Consider the following 24,356-nt stretch of genomic DNA (forward strand, 5'->3'; position numbering starts at 1 on the left):
GTTTAACTAATTAATATGCTCTTTAAAAATTTGGAAAGCTGATATTAAAATTCTTATAGATATTCGTATCTATAAAGAGTTTTCAAAAGTAAAAATATGCCATTAATCGAAAGATTAATTGGTATCTACTTTAGTATTCTCATCATTATTTGATGAATTAACTTCTGGCGAAGTTAACAGCTGTCACTAACAAAGACCCGTTTGGGTTGTATGGTTAAGTGACTAAGCGTACACGGTGGATGCCTTGGCAGTTGGAGGCGATGAAGGACGTATTAACTTGCGATAAGCCTAGTCAAGCTAGTAAAAAGCGCTTGAGACTAGGATTTCCGAATGGGGAAACCCACCTGCTTGCAGGTATCGTTAACTGAATACATAGGTTAACGAGGCGAACGCGGAGAACTGAAACATCTAAGTACCCGTAGGAACAGAAATCAACCGAGATTCCGGAAGTAGCGGCGAGCGAAACCGGACCAGCCCTTAAGCTTATTATGTGTTAGTGAAACATTCTGGAAAGTTTGACGATACAGGGTGATAGTCCCGTACACGAAAATGCATCTTAAGTGAAATCGAGTAGGTCGGAGCACGTGAAACTTTGACTGAATATAGGTGGACCATCATCTAAGGCTAAATACTCCCAACTGACCGATAGTGAACCAGTACCGTGAGGGAAAGGCGAAAAGAACCCCTGTGAGGGGAGTGAAATAGAACCTGAAACCGTGTACGTACAAGCAGTAGGAGCCCCTCGAGGGTGACTGCGTACCTTTTGTATAATGGGTCAGCGACTTATATTTTGTAGCGAGGTTAACCGATTAGGGTAGCCGTAGTGAAAGCGAGCGTTAACTGCGCGTTTAGTTGCAAGGTATAGACCCGAAACCCGGTGATCTAGCCATGGGCAGGTTGAAGGTTGAGTAACATCAACTGGAGGACCGAACCCACTAACGTTGAAAAGTTAGGGGATGACCTGTGGCTAGGAGTGAAAGGCTAATCAAACCGGGAGATAGCTGGTTCTCCCCGAAATCTATTTAGGTAGAGCCTCGGACGAATACTTACGGGGGTAGAGCACTGTTAAGGCTAGGGGGTCATCCCGACTTACCAACCCTTTGCAAACTCCGAATACCGTAAAGTACTATCCGGGAGACACACGGCGGGTGCTAACGTCCGTCGTGAAGAGGGAAACAACCCAGACCGCCAGCTAAGGTCCCAAAGTCATAGTTAAGTGGGAAACGATGTGGAAAGGCCCAGACAGCCAGGAGGTTGGCTTAGAAGCAGCCATCCTTTAAAGAAAGCGTAATAGCTCACTGGTCGAGTCGGTCTGCGCGGAAGATGTAACGGGGCTAAACTATGCACCGAAGCTGCGGATTCAAACTTTGTTTGAGTGGTAGGGGAGCGTTCTGTAAGCCGTTGAAGGTGTACCGGGAGGTATGCTGGAGGTATCAGAAGTGCGAATGCTGACATGAGTAACGATAATGCGGGTGAAAAACCCGCACGCCGGAAGACCAAGGGTTCCTATCCCATGTTAATCAGGGTAGGGTAAGTCGACCCCTAAGGCGAGGCCGAAAGGCGTAGTCGATGGGAAACGGGTTAATATTCCCGTACTTGGTATAATTGCGATGGGGGGACGGAGCAGGCTAAACAAGCATGGCGTTGGTTGTCCATGTGAAAGTGAGTAGGTTGAGAGTTTAGGAAAATCCGGACTCTTAAGACTGAGACACGAGACGAGCACCCAAGGGTGTGAAGTTGTTGATGCCATACTTCCAGGAAAAGCCTCTAAGCTTCAGATTATACCGAATCGTACCCCAAACCGACACAGGTGGTCAGGTAGAGAATACTAAGGCGCTTGAGAGAACTCGGGTGAAGGAACTAGGCAAAATCGTACCGTAACTTCGGGAGAAGGTACGCTCCTATCTGTGATGAGACTTGCTCTTTAAGCGGACGGGAGCCGCAGTGACCAGGTGGCTGGGACTGTTTATTAAAAACACAGCACTGTGCAAAATCGCAAGATGACGTATACGGTGTGACACCTGCCCGGTGCCGGAAGGTTAATTGATGGGGTTAGTTTTCGGACGAAGCTCTTGATCGAAGCCCCGGTAAACGGCGGCCGTAACTATAACGGTCCTAAGGTAGCGAAATTCCTTGTCGGGTAAGTTCCGACCTGCACGAATGGTGTAACCATGGCCACGCTGTCTCCACCCGAGACTCAGTGAAATTGAAATCGCAGTGAAGATGCTGTGTACCCGCGGCTAGACGGAAAGACCCCGTGAACCTTTACTACAGCTTGGCACTGAACATTGAACCTACATGTGTAGGATAGGTGGGAGGCTTTGAAGCAGAGACGCTAGTCTTTGTGGAGCCGTCCTTGAAATACCACCCTTGTAGTTTTGATGTTCTAACGTTGGTCCCTAATCGGGATTACGGACAGTGCCTGGTGGGTAGTTTGACTGGGGCGGTCTCCTCCCAAAGAGTAACGGAGGAGCACGAAGGTTGGCTAAGTACGGTCGGACATCGTACGGTTAGTGTAATGGTAGAAGCCAGCTTAACTGCGAGACAGACACGTCGAGCAGGTACGAAAGTAGGTCATAGTGATCCGGTGGTTCTGAATGGAAGGGCCATCGCTCAACGGATAAAAGGTACTCCGGGGATAACAGGCTGATACCGCCCAAGAGTTCATATCGACGGCGGTGTTTGGCACCTCGATGTCGGCTCATCACATCCTGGGGCTGAAGTCGGTCCCAAGGGTATGGCTGTTCGCCATTTAAAGTGGTACGCGAGCTGGGTTTAGAACGTCGTGAGACAGTTCGGTCCCTATCTGCCGTGGGCGTTTGAGAATTGAGAGGGGTTGCTCCTAGTACGAGAGGACCGGAGTGAACGAACCGCTGGTGTTCGGGTTGTCATGCCAATGGCACTGCCCGGTAGCTACGTTCGGAACTGATAAGCGCTGAAAGCATCTAAGCGCGAAGCAGGCCTCGAGATGAGTTCTCACTAGACTTTTAAAGTCTCTGAAGGGCCGTTGAAGACTACAACGTTGATAGGCAGGATGTGGAAGTGGTGCGAGCCATTAAGCTAACCTGTACTAATTACCCGTGAGGCTTAACCATACAACGCCAAACGCGTTTTATGACAGCGTAACAGACAGAAGTTAAGAAACTAAAGTAGACATTTACTTGATATCAGAATTCCGAATTTTAGTTGATTGCCAAGGCGATTAACGACCCAAATTTGCTTGGTGACAATAGCGTTTTGGACCCACCTGACCCCATGCCGAACTCAGTAGTGAAACGAAACAGCGCCGATGATAGTGTGGCATTTGCCATGTGAAAGTAGGACATTGCCAGGCTCCAAATTAAAGAAAGCCCGATTCGAAAGAGTCGGGCTTTTTTGCGTTTGGAGCTGTCAGCTTTCAGCCGTCAGCCGTCAGCTGAAATGTGGGGGTGTTTTTTACAGAGTCTCCCTCAGCAACAAAACCTTGTAGGAGGCACGTCAGTGCCGAATCTAGGCCATAACCAATATATTCATGGTTGAAGCCATTGCTACAACTACACTCTTCCTAGAACCTAGAAGCTAGAACTTAGAGCCTTTATGACTTACTCTTTCTAACTCGCAAATCGTGTTTTGTTCAGCTTACTCCCCTTGTCTTTGTTCTGCCTTGGCTAATTGAATGTATTTGGTTTCTACTAGCTGTGAGAGTGGAACAAGTTCGAAGCCTTGCTGTTGTAGTTTTGGGAGTGCTTGCTGTAGAAATGCAACGGTTTCTGGGTAGGGGTGTGCAATAGCGATTGCATAGTTGAAGTGCTCAGCTTTGGTCTTTAGTTCTTCAAGTTGATGTTGTAGCTGGCTTTGGGTGACATTGTTATCAAGGAATACATGACGAGATACGTTTGCGACACCATAAAGGTTGGCAACATTTTGCGCTTCACTTTGGCTAGTTGTTCGACTATCTAAGAAGTACAAACCACGCTTTTTTAGGACTTCCATGGTCCATTTCATAGGCTCAGTAAGCTGTGTTAGCTCAGACCCCATATGATTATTGACACCTTTTACTTGTGGCAATGAGGCTAACGCATGGCCGAGAGTAGTTTGTAACTCGGACTTAGTCATGGTATCTGTTAGGGCACCTGGACCAAGCGCTTTGCTTTTATCAAGCGCTTGCATTGGAACATGTAAAAGCAATTCTTTATGAGTTTTACTGGCACGCTCTGCAAAAATTTGCGAATAGGGGGTATGGGGCAAGATTGAGAATGTCACTTGCCCTGGTAATTTTAATATTTCAAGATCGCGCTGATGATTACCTATATCATCGATTACTATGGCTATTTGCTTTGCTTGGCAGAATAGCGGTAGGCAACATACGGCGAGTAATAAGCCTGTTCGTAGATTCACTTTTTGTAATTATTATATCCATTGTGAGCATTTACTTACTGCATAATAACTAGCTGCTTTGCTGTAAGTTGCTTTTTGTCTTGTCTATCTAGAAGTGAGCTAAAAAGCGCCAATTCTTGAATGTTTTTTATTATAACGTCTTGGTCAATTTCTGAAAGCATTGTTTGATTAATACTCACATCTGGGGGAATCCCTTTACCATCGATTGATTGACCTGCAGGTGTATAATAGCGTGCTGTGGTCAGTTTTAATGCCGTATTACCGTTACCTAGTGGAATAAGCGACTGCACAGAGCCTTTACCAAATGAGGTTTCGCCAATTAGCACTGCTCGTTGATTATCTCTTAATGCTGCTGCGAGTATTTCAGCCGCAGATGCTGAGTTCTCGTTAATAAGTAGGGCGATAGGGGCACCATTGAGTATGTCACCCTTATGCGCTTGATACTTTTGATTGGCTTCGTTGAAGCGACCTCTGGTTGAAACAATAGTGCCGTTATCTAAAAACAGATCAGCGACTTCAATGGCCCCTTGTAATGTACCACCAGGATTGTCACGTAAATCAATTATTAGCCCAGAAAGTGGAAAGCTATTGGTGACTTGCATTTTTGCAAGTTCTCTAGCAACATCGTGCAGTGTGTGATTGTTAAATGCATTGATACTGATTAGTGCAACGCCTGTATCTGCTAAATAGCCACTAACGCTCTGCAAATTAATTTGTTGGCGTTTAATCGAGAAGTTGAGCTCAGCTTCTTTCTCCCTTTTAACTGCTACATCGACAGCGCTTTGCCCGCTTTCACGAATTAATTTCGCTACTTCTTCAATGCTTTTATCTATAATTGGCTGTTGATTTATACCAATAACTTCATCATTTACTTGTAAACCAGCAACTGCTGCAGGTGATTTATCAATGATGTTGACTATAAATACTCGACCATCTTCTACTTTGACTTCGATACCTAGTCCTGTGTATCGACCATTAGTGCTACTGAAGATGGCATCGAGCTCATTCTCATCCAGATACTTTGAATAAGGGTCAAGGCGTTCGAACAATTCTTCGACTTGTAAATTATCTGGCTGGTTAACAAATGAATTTTGTAGTTTAAGATCATCTACATAATACGTATGAATATTAAAAAGGATTTCGTTTAATTCATGATGCTGAAGAGACTGTAACGAGGGCTTAGAATTAGCCTGAAACGATTGCAGCATCAGCCAGAGAAAGGTTATAAGCATCATTAAAGACAGCTGAGTGAAAAACTTAGCTGGGGAAAAGTGTGCTTTGCAAGAATGTTTAGTTTTTAGCATCAGCTGCTCCTCATAGAGTGCAGCTATTTAATCAATTAAATGCGTCTGCACCATTTTACAGGATTTACTGCGCGTCCTTTGTGGCGTATTTCGAAGTATAGACCAGGATCCGGTTGTCCGCCGCTTTGACCTACTAAAGCAATTGTCTCCCCTTCTCTAACAAGGTCGCCAACATCGCGAAGTAGAGTTTGTGCGTGGCCATATAAGCTCATGAAACCATCGCCATGATCAATAGCGATAACCCAACCAAAGCCATTTAGCCAGTCAGCGTAAACAACTTGGCCGTTCTGTACGCTTTTTACATTACTGCCTTCTTTAGCGCTGATAAGCACGCCTTTCCAATCTATGTTGCCGTGCTTACGTTGCCCAAAGCGATGGCGTAATGACCCTTTAGTTGGCCAGTCAAGTTTGCCTTTACTACTTTGTAAGCCTAGTAGTTCTACTTTTTGGTTTCGTTCTTGTTCTAGCTCTTCTATTGCGGTTATTAGGGTTTGCTCGTTTTCTTTTAGATAATCAATTGAGCTCTTCGTTTCTTTTAATGCTGATTGTAGTTTATTGAGGTTAGTTTTACGTTCTTGCTGTGCATTGACTAAGGCTTGCTGACGTCTTTTTTGTTCGTCATATAAAGCAACTAGGCGTTGTTTAGTTTTTTCAAGTTCAGCTTGGTTGTCTGCAATTTCTTGCTGCAGTGCTTTGAGCTCTTCAATTTGTTCGATGCGTGCTTTATTTAAGTAATTATAATAACTTAGTGTACGTTCAATTTTGGCAGTGTCTTGCTGGTTAAGCAGCATTTTTGAATAGTCATGGCTACCAGCCATGTAAGCACTTTTTAACTGTGCAGCTAATAAGGTTTGTCGCTGTGCTTGTTGGGCTTTCAGCTTTTGTGCCTTTGCTTGCTGTTCACGCTGTTGTTGCTCGTTTTCTTTAACCGATTGGGCTGCAAGATTTAATGCTTTTGCATTTTTAGCAATGTCGAGTTCATGGGCGCGGAGATCTTTGCGCATTTGGGCAATTGACTTGCGTTGACCTTTAAGTTCAGCCTCTGTTTTTTGTAAAGCAGATTGAATATCTGATAGGTCTTTTTTGGTTTGATCTTCATTAGCAACAACCGAAGTTGCTACTAATGAAGTCAGTATTAAACCAATTTTAAGGAAGTGGTTAATACATTTACTCATAGCTTATTTCAGCGTCATGATTGGTTTACCAGTCATTTCACTTGGCTGCTCTAAGCCGAGTAGGTGGAGTATGGTTGGTGCCACGTCACTTAATGTCTTACCATCATGCGGTGTTGCATCACGGCCAACATAGATAAATGGCACAGGCTCACTTGTATGTGCAGTATGTGCTTGCCCCGTTGCTGGGTTAGCCATTTGTTCAGCATTGCCATGATCGGCTGTGATCAGAGCTTCACCGCCATGTTCTTCAAGTGCTGCAACCACACGACCAATACAGTGATCAACTGCTTCACAAGCTTTAACTGCAGCTTCAAATACACCTGAGTGACCTACCATGTCTCCGTTAGGGTAGTTACAGATGATAGCATCGTATTTACCGCTAGCGATTGCTTCAACAAGTTTATCGGTCAGCATTTCAGAGTTCATTTCTGGTTGCAGATCATAGGTTGCTACTTGAGGTGATGGGATCAGTTCGCGAGTCTCACCAACAAATTCATCTTCACGGCCACCGCTGAAGAAGAAGGTAACGTGTGCGTATTTTTCTGTTTCAGAAATACGTAGCTGTGTTTTACCTTGTTTCTCTAACCATTCGCCCAATACGTTTGTTAAAGGTTCCGGTGCAAATGCAATCGGCGCTTTGATGTCTGCTGCATACTCAGTCATCATTACAAAAGCGCTTAACTTAGGTGATTTTTTCTTATCAAAACCACTGAAGTCAGCATCAACAAAGGCACGAGTCATTTCACGTGCTCGGTCAGCTCTGAAGTTAGCAAAAATAACTGTATCACCGTCATTAATTTCAGCAGCTGATTGGCCCTCTGGCACAACAGTTGTTGCAGCAACAAATTCATCGTTTTCGTCACGTGCATAAGCGGCTTCAAGTGCGGTAACGCCATCTGTATAGCTGTATTCAGCAATGCCACTAACCATAACGTCATAAGCAAGCTCGACACGGTTCCAACGGTTATCACGATCCATTGCATAGTAACGACCAACAAGCGTAGCTAAACGGCCGCAGCCAAGTTCTGTAAATACGGCTTCGATTCGTTCAATTGATGCTTTTGCACTGCGTGGCGGCGTGTCACGGCCGTCTAAGAAACCGTGAAAGTAAACTTCTTTTGCACCGCGCTTGGCTGCAAGTTCAATCGTTGCGACAATGTGATCTTCATGACTATGAACACCACCTGGGCTTAAAAGACCCATAATATGAACGGCTTTGCCAGCCTTTACAGCTTTGTCAATATTATCAACAAGTGCTGGGTTGCTATCGAACTCACCATCATCAATCGCTTTAGTAATGCGAGTGAAATCTTGGTAAACAATACGGCCAGCACCTAAATTTACGTGGCCTACTTCAGAGTTACCCATTTGTCCTGCAGGTAAACCAACATCAAGTCCCGAACCTGAAATTAATGTATGTGGGCGGGTTGCCCAAAGGTTATCGAGTACTGGGGTATTAGCAGCAAGAATAGCGTTACTTTCTGTGTCTTCACGGTATCCCCAACCGTCTAAGATCATTAATACCAATGGTTTTTTATGCTCTGTCATTATAGCTCCTGAAGATTGGCACTTATATATCACTAGCATACCGTGTTTTATGGTTTTGATCAGCTATCAATATGTCATATTAAAATATTTCACGCCCTAGCATTTTCAATTCAAGCACGTATACTTGCGTGGCAAATTTTAATTAACCCATGGCTATGCGCTGTGGTACCTAAATTTCTTAGTGGAAAACGCATGGATCAATATATTGAATTTATCTCAAATCATCCGGTTTTGAGCATTATCTGGTTGGCATTAGTCGCAATGCTGATCAGCAGTTGGTTTAAAAGTAAATTTTCGGCTATTCGTCAAATCAATCCACAGCAACTTACTTTGCTAATTAACCGTGATGATGGTCAAGTCGTTGATATACGTGCACAAAAAGAGTTTAACTCTGGCCGTATTGCAGGCGCAACTCACTTAAATCCAGAAAAAGCAAAGCAATCTGATTTTTCAAGCCTTGAAAAGTTTAAGACTAAACCCATTATACTAGTATGTACCACGGGCATGACTGCCTCAGGTATCGCAACTGCAATGCATAAAGCAGGTTTTGAGCGTGTTTATGTATTAGCGGGCGGTATGGGCGCTTGGCAATCAGCTAGCTTACCAACAACGACCGGTCGTTAAACAAAGCAGCTAACAGCCCGATAGAGGAATTATTATGAGTAAAGTTGTTCTTTACACCAAAGCATACTGTCCATTCTGCCAACGCGCTTTGGCGTTATTAGAGAGCAAAGGTGTAAACTACACTAATATCGATATTGGTGTTCACCCTGAGCGTCGTGATGAAATGATAGACAAAGCTAATGGTGGTTACACGGTTCCGCAAATTTTCATTAATGATGAACATATCGGCGGTTGTGACGACATGATGGCAATTGAAGCGCAAGGTCTTTTAGACGCAAAGCTTAACGCTTAATAAATTTTAAATATAAAAACGAATACAAGTTAGGAATTACAATGAACGAAGAAAATCAAAACGCAGCAGCAGAACAACAAGCAGGCGCTCAATTCTCAATTCAACGCATTTATACTAAAGATGTTTCTTTTGAGACACCTAATTCACCTGCTATTTTCCAAAAAGAGTGGACCCCTGAAGTTAAGCTAGACTTAGATACTCGTTCTAACAAATTAGAAGAAGGTGTATTTGAAGTTGTTCTTGCTTTAACTGTGACGGCTTCAATCGGTGAAGAAACAGCTTTCCTTTGTGAAATCCAACAAGCGGGTATTTTCACTATCGGTGAAGTTGAAGAAGTTCAGCTTGCGCACATGTTAGGTGCTTTCTGCCCGAACGTACTTTTCCCTTACGCTCGTGAAGCAGTATCAAACCTAGTTAACCGTGGTACTTTCCCACAATTAAACTTAGCGCCAGTTAACTTTGACGCACTATTTGCTCAATACATGCAACAACGTGCTGCTCAAGACCAACAGGCAACTGCAGACGCATAAGCTATGAGTACAGCACAATCAGCTGTTACAGTATTAGGGGCGGGGTCTTATGGCACCGCCCTTGCTATTTGCTTTGCCAGAAATGGTCACCCAGTTACCTTGTGGGGCCGCAATAGCGATGACGTTGCTACGCTTGCAGCTGAGCGGAAGAATCAACGTTATGTTCCTGATGTTAGCTTTCCTGAAACGCTTCAATTAGAAGCTAATTTAGAAACGGCAGTTAAAGCAAGCAAGATCATTCTTGTTGTTGTGCCAAGTCATGCGTTTGCAGGCACGCTTCAAAAAATTAAACCTTGGTTGTCAGAAGGTGCCGAAGTTGCATGGGCTACTAAAGGTTTAGAACCTAATACTGGCCGTTTATTGCAAGAAGTAGCAGTGCAAGAGCTTGGGGATGATATCCCATTGGCTGTGCTTTCTGGGCCTACTTTTGCTAAAGAAATGGCAATGGGCTTACCAACGGCTATTTCGGTATCGTCGACTTCTAAAGATTTTGCAAAGCAGCTGGCAGACCTTTTACACTGTGGACGTTCATTTAGGGTGTATAACAATGATGATTTCATTGGTATACAACTTGGCGGCGCGGTTAAAAATGTGATTGCAATTGGCGCAGGTATGTCTGACGGCTTTGGTTTTGGTGCTAATGCACGAACAGCCTTGATCACTCGTGGTTTAGCTGAGCTTTGTCGTTTAGGTTGTGCATTAGGTGCTCGTTCAGATACCTTTATGGGGATGGCTGGCCTTGGTGACTTAATCTTAACCTGTACAGATAACCAATCTCGTAACCGTCGTTTTGGTCTTGCGCTTGGTAAAGGTGAAGGGGTTGAAGCTGCGATTGAATCAATAGGTCAGGTCGTAGAAGGCTATAGAAATACCAAGGAAGTGTACCTACTTGCTGAGCGTACAGGCATAGAAATGCCAATTACGGAGCAAATTTACAAAGTGCTTTATGAAAATAAAGATGTAAAAGAAGCTGCGATGGCGTTGCTTGGCCGTGAGCAAAAATCCGAATAAACAATCTTAAAAATTCAGATTGTGCACTGTAAAATAAAAAACGCGATTCATGAATCGCGTTTTTTATTTGCAATTTTAACTGCTAGCTAGATTGCTGGTTCTCTAACGTGTCATTAATAAATTCGCTGACTTGCTCGGCTTTTAATGGTTTACAGTAATAATAACCTTGCTGGAAATGACAACCCATAATATGCAGCATATAGGCCTGCTCCTCAGTTTCCACTCCTTCAGCAACCACATTTATATCCAAATATTTAGCTAGTCGCACTATGGTGGCAGTGATATTGCGATCTTGTTCATTCTTATCGATGTCTTTTACGAATGACTTGTCGATTTTGAGCGTATCTATTGGAAAACGCTTTAGGTAACTTAGCGATGAATGGCCAGTGCCAAAGTCATCAAGCGCGATATGTACACCAATTGATTTAATCCGTTTCATTTGCTGTTCTGCAAACTCAGGGTTATCCATCATGGCGCTTTCAGTGATTTCAAGTTCTAAGCAATGTGCAGGCACGTCAAATTTAGCCAAGTTGTCGATTAGCGTTTCGATAAGGCTGCTTTGTTGAAAGTGTAAGGCTGAAATATTAATAGCTACATTACCAAATGAAATGCTTTGCTTTCGCCACTGAGCCAGCTGATTAAGAAGTTGCTCCATCAGTAATTGGGTGAGCGGAATAATTGCCCCATTTTGTTCTGCGAGAGGAATAAACTCATCAGGAATAATGATGCTGCCATCCTCTTGTGGCCAACGAACTAAAGCCTCAAAGCCGTACAATTGGTTGTGCTGAGCATCAAACTTAGGTTGAAAGTAAAGCTCAAACTCATTGTTGGTAATCGCTCTAAATAAAGCGCTTTCTTTGGTTAATTCGGTTGGGTCGAGCGTGTGGCGGTCTTTATCAAAAAACTGATAAGTATTACGGCCCATTTTCTTAGCATGATTTAGGGCACTATTTGCGCTGCGCATTAAGTTTTCACAGTTGTATGCATTGTCTGGGTAGATAGCAAGGCCACAACACGCTGTTAGCGAGGTTTCAAAACCATCTAACATAAAAGGGGTCTTAAATTGTTGTAGTACGATGTCTGCGGTCTTTTTGGCGAAGAACACCGTTTTGCCAGAGTATAGGTAGGGCGGCACCAGTACCGCGAATTCATCAGCACCAATTCTTGCAATAGTAAAGCCTGAATTTAGGGAGTCGGTTAAACGACAGGCGACTTCTTTTAACAGAACATCGCCAATCGTGTGGCCCAGTGAGTCATTAATTTTTTTGAAATTGTCTATGTCGATAAAGATGATCAACAGGCTTGGGTAAGTGTCATTACAGGCTTTAATTGCTTTTTCAAGTGATTCTATAAAAATGGCGCGGTTTGATAAGCCTGTTATGCTGTCTTTGGTAGTGAGCTTGAGCATAGCTCGCTCGTTATTCTTACGAGCTGTCACATCAGAAAACATACCAACGTATCTTACAGAGCTTTTCGCAAAGCGTGGTGTGGTCACTTTTGTTATACACAAATCAATGGCGTAGGGTTGCCCATCTCTACGTAAATTCCAAATTTCGCCAGACCAATAACCGTCATTACTTAACTCCTGTTGTATGATTTCTTCGAGTTGCTTATCGCGACCAGCTTGCGTTAATGCTTTGAATTTTTTGCCAAGTACATCGTTTTTTTTATAACCCGATATTTCACTAAATGCGTTATTGATTTCTATGATCCGAAACTGCTCATCGCTGACCCAAATTCCATCTTTAGACTGAGAGAGTAGGGCATCCAATAGCGTCATCTTTTGATTTCTTTGATAATAGATGACCGCTCCAATAAGGATGACAATAGCTAAAAGAATCAGCAGTAAAAGGGGCGCTATGTTTGGGGCTTGCGAGATAGTGGGATTTGAAACAGCAGTAGAAGCAGCACTAGAAAAGTGCTGCATCAGCAAAATGATACTGCCTACTTGGGCGAAAAAGCGCATTAAAATCCATCTTTAGGGAACAAACTAACCTATTTAGGTTAGTCCATAAAAAATGGTCGTGCTAAACAATTAGTAAATATTTATTACGAGCGTTTTTTCAATAAGTTATTGACCGTTCACAAACCCCAGTTGACGCCAAGACTCATAAACAAATACAGCCACAGAGTTAGATAAGTTCATGCTACGGCTATCTTTTTGCATCGGAATGCGAACTCGCTGCTCTTTAGGTAATGATTGAATGAGCTCATCAGGTAGGCCGCGGGTTTCTGGACCAAACACTAAACAATCGCCTGGTTGGTATTGCGCTTGGTGGTGAAATTGGCTGCCTTTAGTGGTACACGCATAGACTTTTTTCGGCTGGCACTTTTCAAGATATGCTTCAAACGACGCATGGCGCTGTACATGGCTAAATTCATGATAATCAAGACCAGCACGTTTGACCCGTTTATCATCCCACTCAAAACCAAGTGGTTCAATTAGGTGCAGCGCATAACCCGTGTTCGCGCATAAGCGAATGATATTACCCGTGTTCGGTGGAATTTCTGGTTGGTACAACACAATATCAAGCATTTGAATCTCATTTAAAAAGGATTAGATCTGCTGCTGAGTATACACGAACTAGAATGAAAAGATGATATACTCAGTCTAGTTACTCTCTGAAGGTAAGTTGTTGTGCAGCATCGTAGTTATGAGTTTTGGGTTAGAACAGCCAGTCTAGTCACCATTGTAATGGTGAGTTTGATGATTGCGGCAAAAAGCTGGGCTTGGCTTGCATCAGGCTCAGCCTCGATGCTCGGTTCATTGACTGATTCGTTAATGGATATCACTGCATCACTGATGAGCTTTTTAGTCCTAGGTTATGCATTACGTCCTGCTGATGATGATCATCGCTTTGGTCACGGCAAAGCTGAAGCGTTAGCTGGGCTTGCACAAGCCGCTTTTATTGCCGGCTCGGGTTGTTTCTTAGCTTTTCATGCTGTTGAGCGCTTATTTAACCCTGTTATTTTAAAGCACTCTGATCTCGGTATTTGGGTTAGTATTTTTGCTATCGTTTGTACGCTTGTGGTGGTATTTGTTCAAACAAAAGTGATTAATCACACTGAGTCAATTGCGATAAAAGCAGACTCTATTCATTATAAAGGCGATTTAATCTTAAACTTGGCTGTATTACTGGCAATCGTATTAGCTAAGTACGGTGTCGCTTATGCCGATCCATTGTTTGCTATTGGTGTGGCTGTTTATTTGCTTTATAACAGCTGGGATATTGCTCGCGAAAGTGCTGACCACTTAATGGATAAAGAGCTTCCTGATGAAGAGAAACAACAAATATTGGAGATTGTGAATAGTCATCAAGACGTGTTTGGCGCCCATGATATCCGTACTCGCCAAGGTGGTAAAATTAAGTTTATTCAGATGCATTTAGAGCTTGAAGATTCATTATCATTGATCAGGGCGCATCAAGTTGCAGATGAAGTAGAGGCCTTAATTCAAACACATTTTGATTGTGAAATGGATATTCTCATGCACCTAGACCCGCTTTCAGTGGTTAATAAAACACGTCAAAGTGCAGCACAAAACTGATAAAAATCACTGAGTACAGCCTGCCTTATCTCGTCGCGTTCACATAACAGTTCGTGGCGTGCACCAGCATAGCTTTTTAGTTGTGCCTGTTTTTGTTTATGTGTAAGTGCAAACTGAGCGGCGTTATCGACCACTGTATCTTGCTCAGCACTGGCGATAAACAAAGGAATATCGACTTTTTTATCGACTAAAGAGGCGATAAAATCAAACGATGCATTGAGCCAACCATAGGTTACCCCACCTAACTGTAAATCATTTTCTGCAGCATACAGCTCTCTGAACAGTTTATAGCGAATTTCACTACTGGTTAGCTCATTGGCTGCAAAGTCGACCGGTAAGTAGTCGCTTTGGCCAAATGCATAACTGTGGCTAAGACCAATTAAAGATGCAATTTTAGCAGCCAGTTTTGCTACAGGCTTTGGTGTCCCTTTGGTATAAATATCAAACATGGGCGCTGACAAAAATGCCCCCGAAAATTGATGTTGATATCGTGACAGGTAATCATAGGCAATGGCGCTCCCCATTGAGTGTCCGAGCAGTACTTGTTTTCCTTGCCAGTGTTGCTTCACTACTGTATCTATAAACATAGCAAAGTCATCAGCATAATCAGTAAAGCGGTTTACATAGCCTTTATGTGTGTTTTCTAAATGGCGATAAGAGCGGCCTTGTCCTTGGTGATCAACACTAAAAACAGCAAAGCCATTTTGATATAGTTCCCATAGCAACTCTTTGTATTTAACCAAAGACTCTATTCGACCACTACTAATAACAACAGCGGTTTTTGCTTGGCGAGGAATAGCATAACCGTAATAAAGCTTACCATGAGCTGTACTCAGAAAGTCTTGCTGTAATTGCTCAGAAAAGAACTTATTAATATTAGGTATGTTACTGACAAGGCTTGCTTCGCTGCTATAAAACATTTACTCACTCTTAAAAGGAAGGCGGATGTTTACACAAAGTCCACCGTGCTCTTGGTTTTCAAGTGTTAGTGTACCATCATGTACTGAGATAGCATTCTTTGCAATTGCAAGACCTAAACCGGTACCACCTGTACTCCTATCGCGGGAATGCTCTTGACGAAAGAAAGGCTCACAAAGTCTTGCAAGGTTACTTTCTTCAACCCCTTTACCGTCATCACAAATAGTGATGTAGATAGCATCTGATTCAATTAAACCTATTGAAATAGAGTGCTCAGCGTATTTAATCGCATTACGTAGAACATTCTCGAGGGCGCTGGCAATTAAGGTTTCGTCACATTTGATGTCGGCTGTTAGTGCCCCATTGACAATGAGCTCTTTATTATTTTGCTTGGCTTCAAATTTAGCATCGTTTAGTACGTGATCAACAATCACTTGCAGAGATTGTTTACTTAACGCCAGTGTTTGGCTTTTAGCCTCTAAGCGAGATACTTGGAGGACATCAGCAATCATTTTATCGAGCTGATTTGCCTCTTTTTCAATGCGTTCTAAATAAGCGTTTTGTGCGTCATCGGCTTGCATTTGCGCAAGTCCTGTGGCCATTTTTAAACGCGTTAATGGTGAGCGTAGTTCATGGGAAATATCTGCGAGTAATCGCTTTTGGGCGCTAATAAGCTGCTCAAGTTGCACTGCCATGGTATTAAAGTCTCGGCCAAGTACACCTAGCTCATCTTGACGAGTAGGGGATACATCGGCACGGGCAGTTAAATCACCATGAGCCAGTTTTTTTGCGGTTTCTTTTAGACTATTAATAGGGGCAATTAAATTACGGCTAAAGAAGAAACTAAGCATTAATGAAGCAATTAAAGCAATGAGTAGTTTTAGCCAAATTGGCATCAGCCATAAGCTGACAAAAAACGGTTTTTTGCGTTTTTCATCAATCTCGTAGAGATAAAATTTACCTTCAGGTACATTCAATACTACAGGCCCATAGGCTTGATATTCATCGGTAAAAATAATTTGCGGACGCATATATTTGGTAAAGTTAAGCAAGCTCAAATCAATGTCTTTGGATACCGGTTCGCTGAGCATCTCAACACCATGCACCTCACCATTTAAGTACAATAATTTATGTTTGGATAAGCGCGGATGAGATAGTACCTCTTGAGTAGATTTACCGTGTTTAGCAACTATGCGTTCAATACTTTTAGCGGTGTACTCAAGATTTTTAAGCATCGGTCCACGCAGGTCATCATTGCCTACATTGCTCGTTAACTGGCTTAAAAACACCAATATAGTGATAGTGGCTATGACAGTAACCCAAAACCAGGCAAAGATTTTTAAAAATAAATAGTGGCGGGGATGCTTTAGCCAGCTCGGTGTTTGCATATTATTCGCCTTGTATTAATACATAACCACTGCCACGCATGGTTTTGATCCGTTCATTACTCACGTGTTCTGCAATCTTTTTACGAATGTTACTCACATGCATATCGATTGAGCGGTCAAAAGGGGCGAGGCGTCTACCCAGGACTTGCTCACTTATTTGTTCTTTACTTATCACTTCACCTGCATGCTGTACGAGCATAGTAAGAATTTCATATTCAGTGCCTGTTAGGCTCAGTACGATGTCGTTTACCGAAGCCTCTCGCGTTGCGAAATTGATATTGATACTGTTTACACTCAATGAGCTGGCATGTTGACTCGATAAGCTATTGATATGCTCTATACGACGGGTTATTGCTTTAACGCGGGCTAGCAGCTCTCTGTGGTTAAATGGCTTAGGAATATAATCATCTGCGCCCAGTTCTAAACCAAAGATGCGATCAAAGTCTTCGCCTTTCGCGGTTAGCATGATCACAGGGGTAAGCTTATGCTGTCTTAATTGTTTTAACACCTCAAAGCCATCCATAGATGGCAACATAACATCAAGCAATATGAGCTCATAGCTATGCTTAATAGCTTGTTTTAGGCCCTCAGCACCATCATGAACACACTCTACTGTAAAACCTTGTGCTGATAAGTACTCGCTGAGTAATTCACACAATCCTGTATCGTCGTCGATCATCAATAGTTTCATTTTGACACCTAGCTATTTACTTCTTTAAGGCTATTTTACTCACTAAATTGTGTAAAGGTGAATCTTTACACAACCTTTACACTGGTTTGCGTTCCTTTGCATTGAGTTAGATATAGTTATCACATTGGTCGGAAACGACAGTAGAGCACAACCCAACAAAAGGTAATGATTATGACTATTTCAAAAAAGCTTTCTAAATTCGTACTTGTTTGTGGTTTAGCAGCAGCCAGTGTAGGTGCTACTTCAGCAATGGCGAAAGGTGACTTTAACCGTGGTATGAACCCACAGGCTCGTTTTTTACTTTCTGAGCGCGGCATTGATAAGTTACAACTTAGCGAAGATCAGCAAACGCAACTAAAAGCGATTTTTGCTGAGCAAAAATCGCAATTTGCAGCACTTCGCGGTGATAAAGATGCAATGAAAGCCTCTCGTGCAGCACACAAAGAGAAAATGGATGCGTTATTAGCAACGAAAGCATTTGACGAAAATGCCGCATTGGAGCTGATTAAAGCTCGCCAAGAAAAAGGCCAGCAGTTTGCAATGCTGAAAATGAAATCTGACCATGCAGTTTGGCAAGTTTTGAATGCGGAGCAGCGCGAAAGTTATCAAAAAATCAAACAGCACCTTCGTAAAAAAGGTCACAAAAAGGGCCATTATGGCCTGAATAAAGGCGAGCGTTCAGAAGGTTAAAAGTAAATGTATATGAAAATGCGGCAAATGCCGCATTTTTTGTATTACACTGCAATCAGACTTTATTCTTTAAAGAATGCATCATCATTTTTAGCCAGCATCGCTTCGATGTCTTCAATCATATCTTGGCTTAGCTCATTGGCATTGTTGATAGGACTAGAAATTTTATTATTTTCAAACGACCACTCGCCTAAATCAATTAGCTGGCAGCGTTTTGAACAAAATGGGCGATGCGGACTCTGCTCCGACCATTCGACTTTTGATTTACATGTTGGGCAGTTTACAACTGTTGGCATGGAATAACTCTTAAATAAGCACTTTAGTCAGATCTTACTGAACAGTTAGCTGATAATCCAGTAACGAATTTGTTTTAAAAACTCGTTACTCGGTTTATTTCTTTCAATGAGGTAACTCCATCGGCAGCTTTTTTAAGACCAGATAAACGCAGATTATTAAAGCCTGAACGAAGCGCTACTTCAGCAATTTCTAGCGAATTACCACCACGCATAATGATTTGCGCGATTTCAGGGGTAATTTGCATTACCTCGTAAACACCAACTCGACCCTTATAGCCATCTGTACAACTATCACAACCATTTGGTGCAAATAACTGGACTTCACTGAGCTTATCTTTATCAAAACCTTGGCGAATCAGCTCTTCTTCAGGAAGTGTTTCTGGCGTTTTACACTTAGGGCAAAGACGTCTCGCTAGACGCTGAGCAATAATAAGGCTGATTGAGCTAGCTACGTTGTAAGCTGGTACACCCATGTTCAAAAGACGGGTGAGGGTTTCAGGTGCTGAGTTTGTATGCAGGGTAGATAATACCAAGTGACCTGTTTGTGCCGCTTTAATAGCAATTTCAGCTGTTTCAAGGTCACGGATCTCACCAACCATCACCACATCAGGATCTTGTCGTAAAAAGGCTTTTAATGCATTGGCAAAGGTCATATCTGCTTTCGGATTAATCTGTACTTGGTTAATCCCTTCAAGGTTTATCTCAACAGGATCTTCGGCTGTACTGATGTTACGTTCTGGCTGGTTGAGAATATTCAAACCTGTATACAATGATACTGTTTTACCAGAACCAGTAGGACCCGTTACTAAGATCATGCCTTGTGGTTGATCAAGTGCATCCATATACAGCTTTTTCTGCTCTGGTTCATAACCAAGAACATCGATACCCAGCATAGCACTTGATGAGTCGAGAATACGCATAACGATTTTCTCGCCCCAAAGGGTCGGTAATGTACTGACACGGAAATCGATACTTTTTCGTTCAGTAATTTTAAGCTTAATACGGCCGTCTTGAGGTTTACGTTTTTCTGCGATATCAAGTCGTGACATTACCTTGATCCGCGCCGATAAACGGCTGGCTAAGCTATTGGGTGGGCTTGCCATTTCATGCAAAATACCATCGATACGGAAACGCACACGGTAGCGGTGTTCATAAGGTTCAAAATGCAGATCCGAGGCACCTTTTTTAATCGCATCCATCAAAATTTTATTGATGTAAACAATAATAGGTGCATCGTCTTTGTCTTCATCTTTAGGTGCTAAGTTTTGTGGGCTCTCTGATTCTAAATCCCCAAGTTCTTTGAATTCGCTTTCACTTAGATGCAAGCTTCCTGCAGCATCAAGTAATTGCTCAATTTTGTTTTCAAGTTGAAGATAATCAACAACGACCACTTCGCATGAAAGACCGGTACTAAATTCAAAGTTTTCAAATGCACCGTAGTCGGTCGGATCTGAGGCGGCAATATAGAGCTTACGGCCTTTTTTTACTAACGGCAGAATATGGTGTTCACGAATGAGTTTGTCTTTAATAAGCTCTTCAGAAATATACGCTACATCAAAATCTCTTATATCAAAATAAGGCACACGAAAGAGGTCTGTACATTGCTCCGCAAGTTCATGCCCATCCATTCCACATGTTTTAGAAATAAGCTCGGCAGTAGAGCTGTATTCGCGCTGCTTTGATTTTACGGTCTCTGCATCAATACGACCGAGTGTAATAAATTTTCTAAGTAGCGGTGAGTTTATATTCATTGAACACCTAGTTTGATCCTTTATTTGCCACAATCTAACAGAAAAAGTAAGGCTATTACATCAGTCTTGTCTGATTTAGGAAAAATTGCAAAATAATTTCACCATAAACTCAGTCATTTAGAATGCTTGCTGGTACTTTTGTATTGGTTTTGGGTCGGCTTTGTTTAATGAAAATCTATAAACAAAATCAATAGCCTAGTTCGAGTGTGGCAGGTACTTTTTATGTAGCTTTAGCACATCAATTTTTACCTCTTCAAGAGGGCGGTTGTTATCTAATATATCCGTTGCTTTTTTTTGCTTGTCAGCTCTAGACATTTGTGAGGCTATGATTTGCTTAGCTAATTCAGTAGATACATTATCACGAGCTGTAGTTCTTGTTATTTGCACTTCAACCGGAACATCAATTAGTAAGGTGTGATCGCAGTATTTTTCTAGGCCATTTTCAAAAAGTAAGGGAGCAACTAAGATGACATACTGGCTGGTGGCTTGCTTTAATTGCGTGATCATTGACTCCCTAATAAGTGGGTGTAATAAGCTGTTTAGCCATTGCTTTTCTGATTCATTTGCAAAGATAATCGTTCTTAGTTTTGCACGATCAAGCGTGCCTTCGCTAGTAAGTATTTCATTACCAAAATGTTCAGTAATTTTTTTGAGGCCAATAGAGCCTGGCTCGACGACTTCTCTGGCTACGATATCGGCATCAACAACTTCAATACCAAGCTCTTCAAACATGGCGCTTACTGCACTTTTGCCTGAACCAATACCACCGGTTAACCCTAAAACCCAGTTTGCCATAATTAGTAACCTAAATAGTTAAAGTAATAGCTTTGAATTTGCTGACCCCAAAGCAAAGTTACCCAACCTGCTATGGCAAGGTAGGGTCCAAAAGGGATTGGCGTGGTTTTGTCCTTACCTTGAATAAAGATTTGCGCAATGCCGATGATAGCACCGACGACACTTGATAATAGCACTATGGTTAATATATCTTGCCAACCTAGTAGCGCACCGAACACGGCTAATAGTTTAAAGTCACCATAACCCATGCCTTCTTTACCAGTGGCAAGCTTAAATAACCAGTAGACACTCCATAAGCTTAAATAACCAACCGCGGCACCTATTATGGCATCGGTTGGGGCAATGGTAATATCAATAGTAGCGGCAATCAGCGCTAGCCAAACCAATGGGAGGGTTAGCTGGTCAGGCAGCAACATGTGATCTATATCGATAAAGGTTAAAGCGACTAAAACCCAAGTAATCACTATATAAAGAAGAGCAAGCTTCGTTGGGCCAAAAACAGCAGCAACAATTAAACTTAAAACTGCTGTAAGCATTTCAACAATAGGGTAACGAACAGATATAACGGTTTTACAATTTGCACAGCGACCCTTTAATAATAACCAACTTAGCACAGGGATATTTTGCCAAGCTTTGATCGGTGCTTTGCATTTAGGGCAGGTCGAATTTGGCTTTACCAGATTAAATGGCGCTTGTTCTGTCTGTTGTTTTGAATTGAGCTCACCGGCCAATAAGACACGGCATTCAGTTTGCCATTCTCTTTTCATCATCAGTGGTAAACGATAAATCACCACATTTAAAAAGCTACCAATACATAGGCTGACTAAGCCGACGGTCAAAAAATAAAACCACTGCTGAGTTTGCATCGCAGTGGTTATATCAAGAAAAAAGTTTTCCATTAAAATACCTAACTTCTGGCCATTTACAGGCCGATTTTACTTCGCTGTGTTGAACTATTCTTATTATTCATTTTATCTTGCAAGCTATCAATCAGCGTTCAGAGTTTTGCTTACAGCTATATTTTAAATCACCGATCCTAATTGGAAGATTGGTAAGTACATAGCAACAATTAATCCACCTACAAGTACGCCCAAAACAACCATAATTAAAGGCTCTAATAAGCTAGCTAAACCATCAACGGCATCATCGACTTCTTGTTCATAAATAGTGGCTACTTTGGCAAGCATACCATCTAGTGAGCCTGACTCTTCACCAATGGCCACCATTTGTACGACCATATCAGGGAAAATTTTAGTATTACGCATCGCCCAGTTCATTAAATTACCTGAGCTCACTTCGGCTTTAATTTCTAAAATGGCATAGCGGTAAACTGCATTACCCGATGCGCCCGCAGCAGAATCGAGCGCATCAACCAGCGGCACACCGGCAGCAAAGGTGGTTGATAAAGTGCGAGCATACCTTGCAACTGCCGCTTTATTTAAAATCATGCCGATAACGGGCAGTTTTAATATGGCTCTATCATTAGCGTCTCTGAGCTTTTGGCTTCTGAATAAGGCTTCTTTGTATGCATAGCCAAATGCCACAATAATTATGAGTATTATCCACCAGTATTCTTGCATAAATTCAGAGATACCAATCACCATGAGGGTAAATGCTGGTAACTCAGCGCCAAAGCCATTAAAAATATCTTGGAATTGCGGTACCACAAATATCAAAAGAATAGACGTTACGATCAATGCAACAACAAGAATTGCAATGGGATAAAACATGGCCTTTTTAATTTTTGATTTTAAAGCCTCTGCTTTTTCTTTATAAAGGGCGACGCGGTCATAAATTTTATCAAGGGCACCTGACTGCTCACCAGATGCCACTAAATCACAATATAAATCATCAAAGTAACGAGGATGTTTACGTAGCGCTTGTGAGAGAGGAATACCAGCTTTTACATCATCAGCAATACCTTCCATGAGCTTAGCAACACTTTTATTTTTCGCGCCAGAGGCAATCATTTCAACAGATTGTATAAGTGGTACGCCAGCTGTCAGCATAGTTGCAATTTGCCTAGAAATTAGCGCGATATCCTTAGAGGTGATTTTCTGTACGCGAGAACCAAACAAAGGTTTTGCTTTGCGTTTAACTTTTGAAGGTGTAATACCTTGTTTTCGCAACTGCGCTTTTACCAATGCAATACTTTGTCCTGAAAGCTCACCTTCTAATTTTTTGCCTCGAGCACTTACACCAACCCATTCAAAAGTATCTAAAGATTGCTTTTCTTGAACTTTACTCATTGTAAATCCATATTTTACTGATTGATGTTTAATAGCTTAATAGTAGCGGCCTTTTGAGGCTGAAACAATTGATAAGGTGATGTTATCTTGCTTAAATACGAAGATTCAGAGGATTCGAGTCTTAGAAAGTGCAAAATACATTAAAGGTTTACAGAACAAAGTTTGTTTGGAGTTTTATTCATTTTCTTGTGGGTGGACTTTTTTTGCTCCTAGTAGCTACTTGGCTTTTCTTTAGCTGGTTTGATAATGGGCGATATTTACTCACGGATTTAGTAAGTATTACAGTTATTATCCTTTCTATAGATCTTATCATAGGCCCAATATTTAACTTTTGGTTGTTATCGCCCCTTAAATCGAAGCGTGAAAATACAATTAATTTTAGTTGTATTCTTATTATGCAAGTTGTATCGCTAGGTTATGGTATTACTCAGATTGATGGTCAACGTTTGGCCTATATAGTTAAATGGCAGAATTCTTATTTCACAGTTCTTAAGAGTGAAGATCGAAGAGCAAAACATGAGGAAGCTTTATATCACTTCAATGAGCCTACAGTGCAAAGTAATGAAAGGGCTTTTTACGAAATGATGATAAAAAATGCCATACCACCGATTGAAATGTACGAATATTTTGTGGAAATTTCGGCATCGAACGAATGTAAAGAGTCACCTTGCGAAGTGATTACAAAATCAGGGCTTGTTAAATTAGAAAATACAGAAAATGGTATGGTCTTTTATTAACAAGTACCACCGCTAATACAGGTGCTTGTTTGCGACAACTTCCATAATAATTGACCTGCAGTTAATTGCCCCTGCATTATATAAGTATCACCATTTGATTTAGATGCATCAGGAGTTGCTGTTGAGGTAATAATAAAACTACCCGAATTCGTGATTTCAATGTTCGCTACATGCTTAGGAGAAGTGAAGTCAGTTTTTTTACGGCCTAGCTTAGTAAAACTATCGCATTTAGATAAATCAACATGCCTGTGGTAGCAAATTTCAACTGCTCTTTGAACAGCATTACTGGTGAGCACAACTTCAGTAAATTTTGATCGTTTGAAGTGATTATTGTAAGCAGGAAGAGCCAATGATAGCAGTAAGCCTAATATTGCCACCGTTACCATTAACTCTATTAATGTAAAGCCATTGGACTTGTTCATTTGGGAGTGTA

Annotated in this window: 22 protein-coding genes and 2 rRNA genes; 9 read left to right on the forward strand and 15 right to left on the reverse strand. The window is 41.9% G+C overall.

Annotation, left to right across the window (positions count from 1 at the left end; translation table 11 throughout):
• Positions 1-212 precede the first annotated feature (212 nt).
• Together QUE86_RS10515 and rrf are read left to right on the forward strand one after the other, a co-directional pair.
• Positions 213-3,095 (forward strand): 23S ribosomal RNA (locus tag QUE86_RS10515).
• A gap of 124 nt (positions 3,096-3,219) precedes the next feature.
• Positions 3,220-3,334 (forward strand): 5S ribosomal RNA (rrf, locus tag QUE86_RS10520).
• A 284-nt stretch (positions 3,335-3,618) separates the two neighbouring features.
• Here rrf and QUE86_RS10525 read toward each other — a convergent pair.
• The 4 genes from QUE86_RS10525 to gpmM are packed head-to-tail and all read right to left on the reverse strand — an operon-like array spanning position 3,619 to position 8,404.
• Positions 3,619-4,377, reverse strand: a complete 759-nt coding sequence (locus QUE86_RS10525) for a divergent polysaccharide deacetylase family protein (RefSeq protein WP_167658225.1) — start codon at positions 4,375-4,377, stop codon at positions 3,619-3,621.
• A gap of 35 nt (positions 4,378-4,412) precedes the next feature.
• Positions 4,413-5,681: a S41 family peptidase gene (locus QUE86_RS10530; RefSeq protein WP_286257088.1), complete on the reverse strand. Its 1,269-nt coding sequence runs from the start codon at positions 5,679-5,681 to the stop codon at positions 4,413-4,415.
• Positions 5,682-5,716: 35 nt separating this feature from the next.
• On the reverse strand, positions 5,717-6,856 hold the full coding sequence (locus QUE86_RS10535) for a murein hydrolase activator EnvC family protein (RefSeq protein WP_130049718.1): 1,140 nt from the start codon (positions 6,854-6,856) through the stop codon (positions 5,717-5,719).
• Positions 6,857-6,859: 3 nt separating this feature from the next.
• A complete protein-coding gene (gene gpmM / locus QUE86_RS10540) occupies positions 6,860-8,404 on the reverse strand; it encodes a 2,3-bisphosphoglycerate-independent phosphoglycerate mutase (RefSeq protein ID WP_286257090.1) in 1,545 nt (514 codons plus the stop codon).
• Positions 8,405-8,596: 192 nt separating this feature from the next.
• On the opposite strand from gpmM, the gene QUE86_RS10545 reads away from it, so the two are divergent.
• The 4 genes from QUE86_RS10545 to gpsA are packed head-to-tail and all read left to right on the forward strand — an operon-like array spanning position 8,597 to position 10,861.
• Positions 8,597-9,028: a rhodanese-like domain-containing protein gene (locus tag QUE86_RS10545; RefSeq protein ID WP_130049716.1), complete on the forward strand. Its 432-nt coding sequence runs from the start codon at positions 8,597-8,599 to the stop codon at positions 9,026-9,028.
• 34 nt (positions 9,029-9,062) lie between these two features.
• The gene (grxC, locus tag QUE86_RS10550; protein WP_130049715.1) at positions 9,063-9,320 is read left to right on the forward strand and encodes a glutaredoxin 3; all 258 of its coding nucleotides are present in this window, start codon (positions 9,063-9,065) and stop codon (positions 9,318-9,320) included.
• Positions 9,321-9,361: 41 nt separating this feature from the next.
• Entirely contained in the window at positions 9,362-9,850 is a 489-nt protein-coding gene (gene secB, locus QUE86_RS10555; RefSeq protein ID WP_058586639.1) for a protein-export chaperone SecB, read from the forward strand.
• A 3-nt stretch (positions 9,851-9,853) separates the two neighbouring features.
• Complete coding sequence (gene gpsA, locus QUE86_RS10560) at positions 9,854-10,861, forward strand: NAD(P)H-dependent glycerol-3-phosphate dehydrogenase (protein ID WP_130049714.1); 1,008 nt, start codon at positions 9,854-9,856, stop codon at positions 10,859-10,861.
• Positions 10,862-10,943: 82 nt separating this feature from the next.
• Here gpsA and QUE86_RS10565 read toward each other — a convergent pair whose 3' ends face one another.
• A complete protein-coding gene (locus QUE86_RS10565; RefSeq protein WP_167658222.1) occupies positions 10,944-12,641 on the reverse strand; it encodes a putative bifunctional diguanylate cyclase/phosphodiesterase in 1,698 nt (565 codons plus the stop codon).
• Positions 12,642-12,932: 291 nt separating this feature from the next.
• Positions 12,933-13,397 carry a tRNA (uridine(34)/cytosine(34)/5-carboxymethylaminomethyluridine(34)-2'-O)-methyltransferase TrmL gene (gene trmL, locus QUE86_RS10570; RefSeq protein ID WP_054550977.1) on the reverse strand — a complete coding sequence of 155 codons (465 nt, stop codon included), beginning with the start codon at positions 13,395-13,397 and terminating at the stop codon, positions 12,933-12,935.
• A gap of 102 nt (positions 13,398-13,499) precedes the next feature.
• Here trmL and QUE86_RS10575 point away from each other — a divergent pair, with 102 nt between their 5' ends.
• Positions 13,500-14,408, forward strand: coding sequence for a cation diffusion facilitator family transporter (locus QUE86_RS10575; protein WP_130049712.1), 909 nt, complete (start codon positions 13,500-13,502; stop codon positions 14,406-14,408).
• On the opposite strand, the gene QUE86_RS10580 is transcribed toward QUE86_RS10575, so the two are convergent.
• Genes QUE86_RS10580 through QUE86_RS10590 form a run of 3 tightly spaced genes read right to left on the reverse strand, consistent with a single transcriptional unit; the run spans position 14,387 to position 17,405 of the window.
• Positions 14,387-15,328: an alpha/beta fold hydrolase gene (locus tag QUE86_RS10580; RefSeq protein ID WP_130049711.1), complete on the reverse strand. Its 942-nt coding sequence runs from the start codon at positions 15,326-15,328 to the stop codon at positions 14,387-14,389. The two genes, QUE86_RS10575 and QUE86_RS10580, sit on opposite strands and share 22 nt — an antisense overlap.
• On the reverse strand, positions 15,329-16,714 hold the full coding sequence (locus tag QUE86_RS10585; RefSeq protein WP_130049710.1) for an ATP-binding protein: 1,386 nt from the start codon (positions 16,712-16,714) through the stop codon (positions 15,329-15,331).
• Between the two features lies 1 nt (position 16,715).
• Positions 16,716-17,405 carry a response regulator gene (locus QUE86_RS10590; protein ID WP_130049709.1) on the reverse strand — a complete coding sequence of 230 codons (690 nt, stop codon included), beginning with the start codon at positions 17,403-17,405 and terminating at the stop codon, positions 16,716-16,718.
• A gap of 171 nt (positions 17,406-17,576) precedes the next feature.
• Between QUE86_RS10590 and QUE86_RS10595 the strand changes: the two genes are divergently transcribed.
• Positions 17,577-18,095: a Spy/CpxP family protein refolding chaperone gene (locus QUE86_RS10595; protein ID WP_286257108.1), complete on the forward strand. Its 519-nt coding sequence runs from the start codon at positions 17,577-17,579 to the stop codon at positions 18,093-18,095.
• 62 nt (positions 18,096-18,157) lie between these two features.
• On the opposite strand, the gene yacG is transcribed toward QUE86_RS10595, so the two are convergent.
• The 5 genes from yacG to QUE86_RS10620 all read right to left on the reverse strand — a co-directional run bounded on the left by yacG (position 18,158) and on the right by QUE86_RS10620 (position 23,186).
• Positions 18,158-18,391, reverse strand: coding sequence for a DNA gyrase inhibitor YacG (gene yacG, locus QUE86_RS10600; RefSeq protein WP_130049707.1), 234 nt, complete (start codon positions 18,389-18,391; stop codon positions 18,158-18,160).
• A 74-nt stretch (positions 18,392-18,465) separates the two neighbouring features.
• Positions 18,466-20,142, reverse strand: a complete 1,677-nt coding sequence (gene pilB / locus QUE86_RS10605; RefSeq protein WP_130049706.1) for a type IV-A pilus assembly ATPase PilB — start codon at positions 20,140-20,142, stop codon at positions 18,466-18,468.
• A gap of 195 nt (positions 20,143-20,337) precedes the next feature.
• Positions 20,338-20,937: a dephospho-CoA kinase gene (gene coaE / locus QUE86_RS10610; RefSeq protein WP_286257111.1), complete on the reverse strand. Its 600-nt coding sequence runs from the start codon at positions 20,935-20,937 to the stop codon at positions 20,338-20,340.
• 2 nt (positions 20,938-20,939) lie between these two features.
• Positions 20,940-21,836 (reverse strand): prepilin peptidase, encoded by an 897-nt coding sequence (locus QUE86_RS10615; RefSeq protein WP_130049704.1) that lies wholly within the window; start codon positions 21,834-21,836, stop codon positions 20,940-20,942.
• A 123-nt stretch (positions 21,837-21,959) separates the two neighbouring features.
• Positions 21,960-23,186 (reverse strand): type II secretion system F family protein, encoded by a 1,227-nt coding sequence (locus tag QUE86_RS10620; protein WP_286257113.1) that lies wholly within the window; start codon positions 23,184-23,186, stop codon positions 21,960-21,962.
• Positions 23,187-23,314: 128 nt separating this feature from the next.
• Here QUE86_RS10620 and QUE86_RS10625 point away from each other — a divergent pair, with 128 nt between their 5' ends.
• Positions 23,315-23,923 (forward strand): fimbrial assembly protein, encoded by a 609-nt coding sequence (locus tag QUE86_RS10625; RefSeq protein WP_286257115.1) that lies wholly within the window; start codon positions 23,315-23,317, stop codon positions 23,921-23,923.
• On the opposite strand, the gene QUE86_RS10630 is transcribed toward QUE86_RS10625, so the two are convergent.
• Positions 23,920-24,345, reverse strand: a complete 426-nt coding sequence (locus tag QUE86_RS10630) for a pilin (RefSeq protein WP_286257118.1) — start codon at positions 24,343-24,345, stop codon at positions 23,920-23,922. The genes QUE86_RS10625 and QUE86_RS10630 overlap by 4 nt on opposite strands.
• Between the last annotated feature and the right edge of the window lie 11 nt (positions 24,346-24,356).

Origin of the sequence: Pseudoalteromonas apostichopi, from assembly GCF_030297135.1 — a bacterium.
Lineage (GTDB): Bacteria > Pseudomonadota > Gammaproteobacteria > Enterobacterales > Alteromonadaceae > Pseudoalteromonas > Pseudoalteromonas apostichopi.

Excerpts from the sequence above, each read along its gene's own strand:
- QUE86_RS10530 (WP_286257088.1), bottom strand. The coding sequence starts at position 5,681 with ATGCTAAAAACTAAACATTCTTGCAAAGCACACTTTTCCCCAGCTAAG.
- QUE86_RS10535 (WP_130049718.1), bottom strand. The coding sequence starts at position 6,856 with ATGAGTAAATGTATTAACCACTTCCTTAAAATTGGTTTAATACTGACT.
- gpmM (WP_286257090.1), bottom strand. The coding sequence starts at position 8,404 with ATGACAGAGCATAAAAAACCATTGGTATTAATGATCTTAGACGGTTGG.
- QUE86_RS10545 (WP_130049716.1), top strand. The coding sequence starts at position 8,597 with ATGGATCAATATATTGAATTTATCTCAAATCATCCGGTTTTGAGCATT.
- grxC (WP_130049715.1), top strand. The coding sequence starts at position 9,063 with ATGAGTAAAGTTGTTCTTTACACCAAAGCATACTGTCCATTCTGCCAA.
- secB (WP_058586639.1), top strand. The coding sequence starts at position 9,362 with ATGAACGAAGAAAATCAAAACGCAGCAGCAGAACAACAAGCAGGCGCT.
- gpsA (WP_130049714.1), top strand. The coding sequence starts at position 9,854 with ATGAGTACAGCACAATCAGCTGTTACAGTATTAGGGGCGGGGTCTTAT.
- QUE86_RS10565 (WP_167658222.1), bottom strand. The coding sequence starts at position 12,641 with ATGACGCTATTGGATGCCCTACTCTCTCAGTCTAAAGATGGAATTTGG.
- trmL (WP_054550977.1), bottom strand. The coding sequence starts at position 13,397 with ATGCTTGATATTGTGTTGTACCAACCAGAAATTCCACCGAACACGGGT.
- QUE86_RS10580 (WP_130049711.1), bottom strand. The coding sequence starts at position 15,328 with ATGTTTTATAGCAGCGAAGCAAGCCTTGTCAGTAACATACCTAATATT.
- QUE86_RS10585 (WP_130049710.1), bottom strand. The coding sequence starts at position 16,714 with ATGCAAACACCGAGCTGGCTAAAGCATCCCCGCCACTATTTATTTTTA.
- QUE86_RS10590 (WP_130049709.1), bottom strand. The coding sequence starts at position 17,405 with ATGAAACTATTGATGATCGACGACGATACAGGATTGTGTGAATTACTC.
- QUE86_RS10595 (WP_286257108.1), top strand. The coding sequence starts at position 17,577 with ATGACTATTTCAAAAAAGCTTTCTAAATTCGTACTTGTTTGTGGTTTA.
- yacG (WP_130049707.1), bottom strand. The coding sequence starts at position 18,391 with ATGCCAACAGTTGTAAACTGCCCAACATGTAAATCAAAAGTCGAATGG.
- pilB (WP_130049706.1), bottom strand. The coding sequence starts at position 20,142 with ATGAATATAAACTCACCGCTACTTAGAAAATTTATTACACTCGGTCGT.
- coaE (WP_286257111.1), bottom strand. The coding sequence starts at position 20,937 with ATGGCAAACTGGGTTTTAGGGTTAACCGGTGGTATTGGTTCAGGCAAA.
- QUE86_RS10615 (WP_130049704.1), bottom strand. The coding sequence starts at position 21,836 with ATGGAAAACTTTTTTCTTGATATAACCACTGCGATGCAAACTCAGCAG.
- QUE86_RS10620 (WP_286257113.1), bottom strand. The coding sequence starts at position 23,186 with ATGAGTAAAGTTCAAGAAAAGCAATCTTTAGATACTTTTGAATGGGTT.
- QUE86_RS10630 (WP_286257118.1), bottom strand. The coding sequence starts at position 24,345 with ATGAACAAGTCCAATGGCTTTACATTAATAGAGTTAATGGTAACGGTG.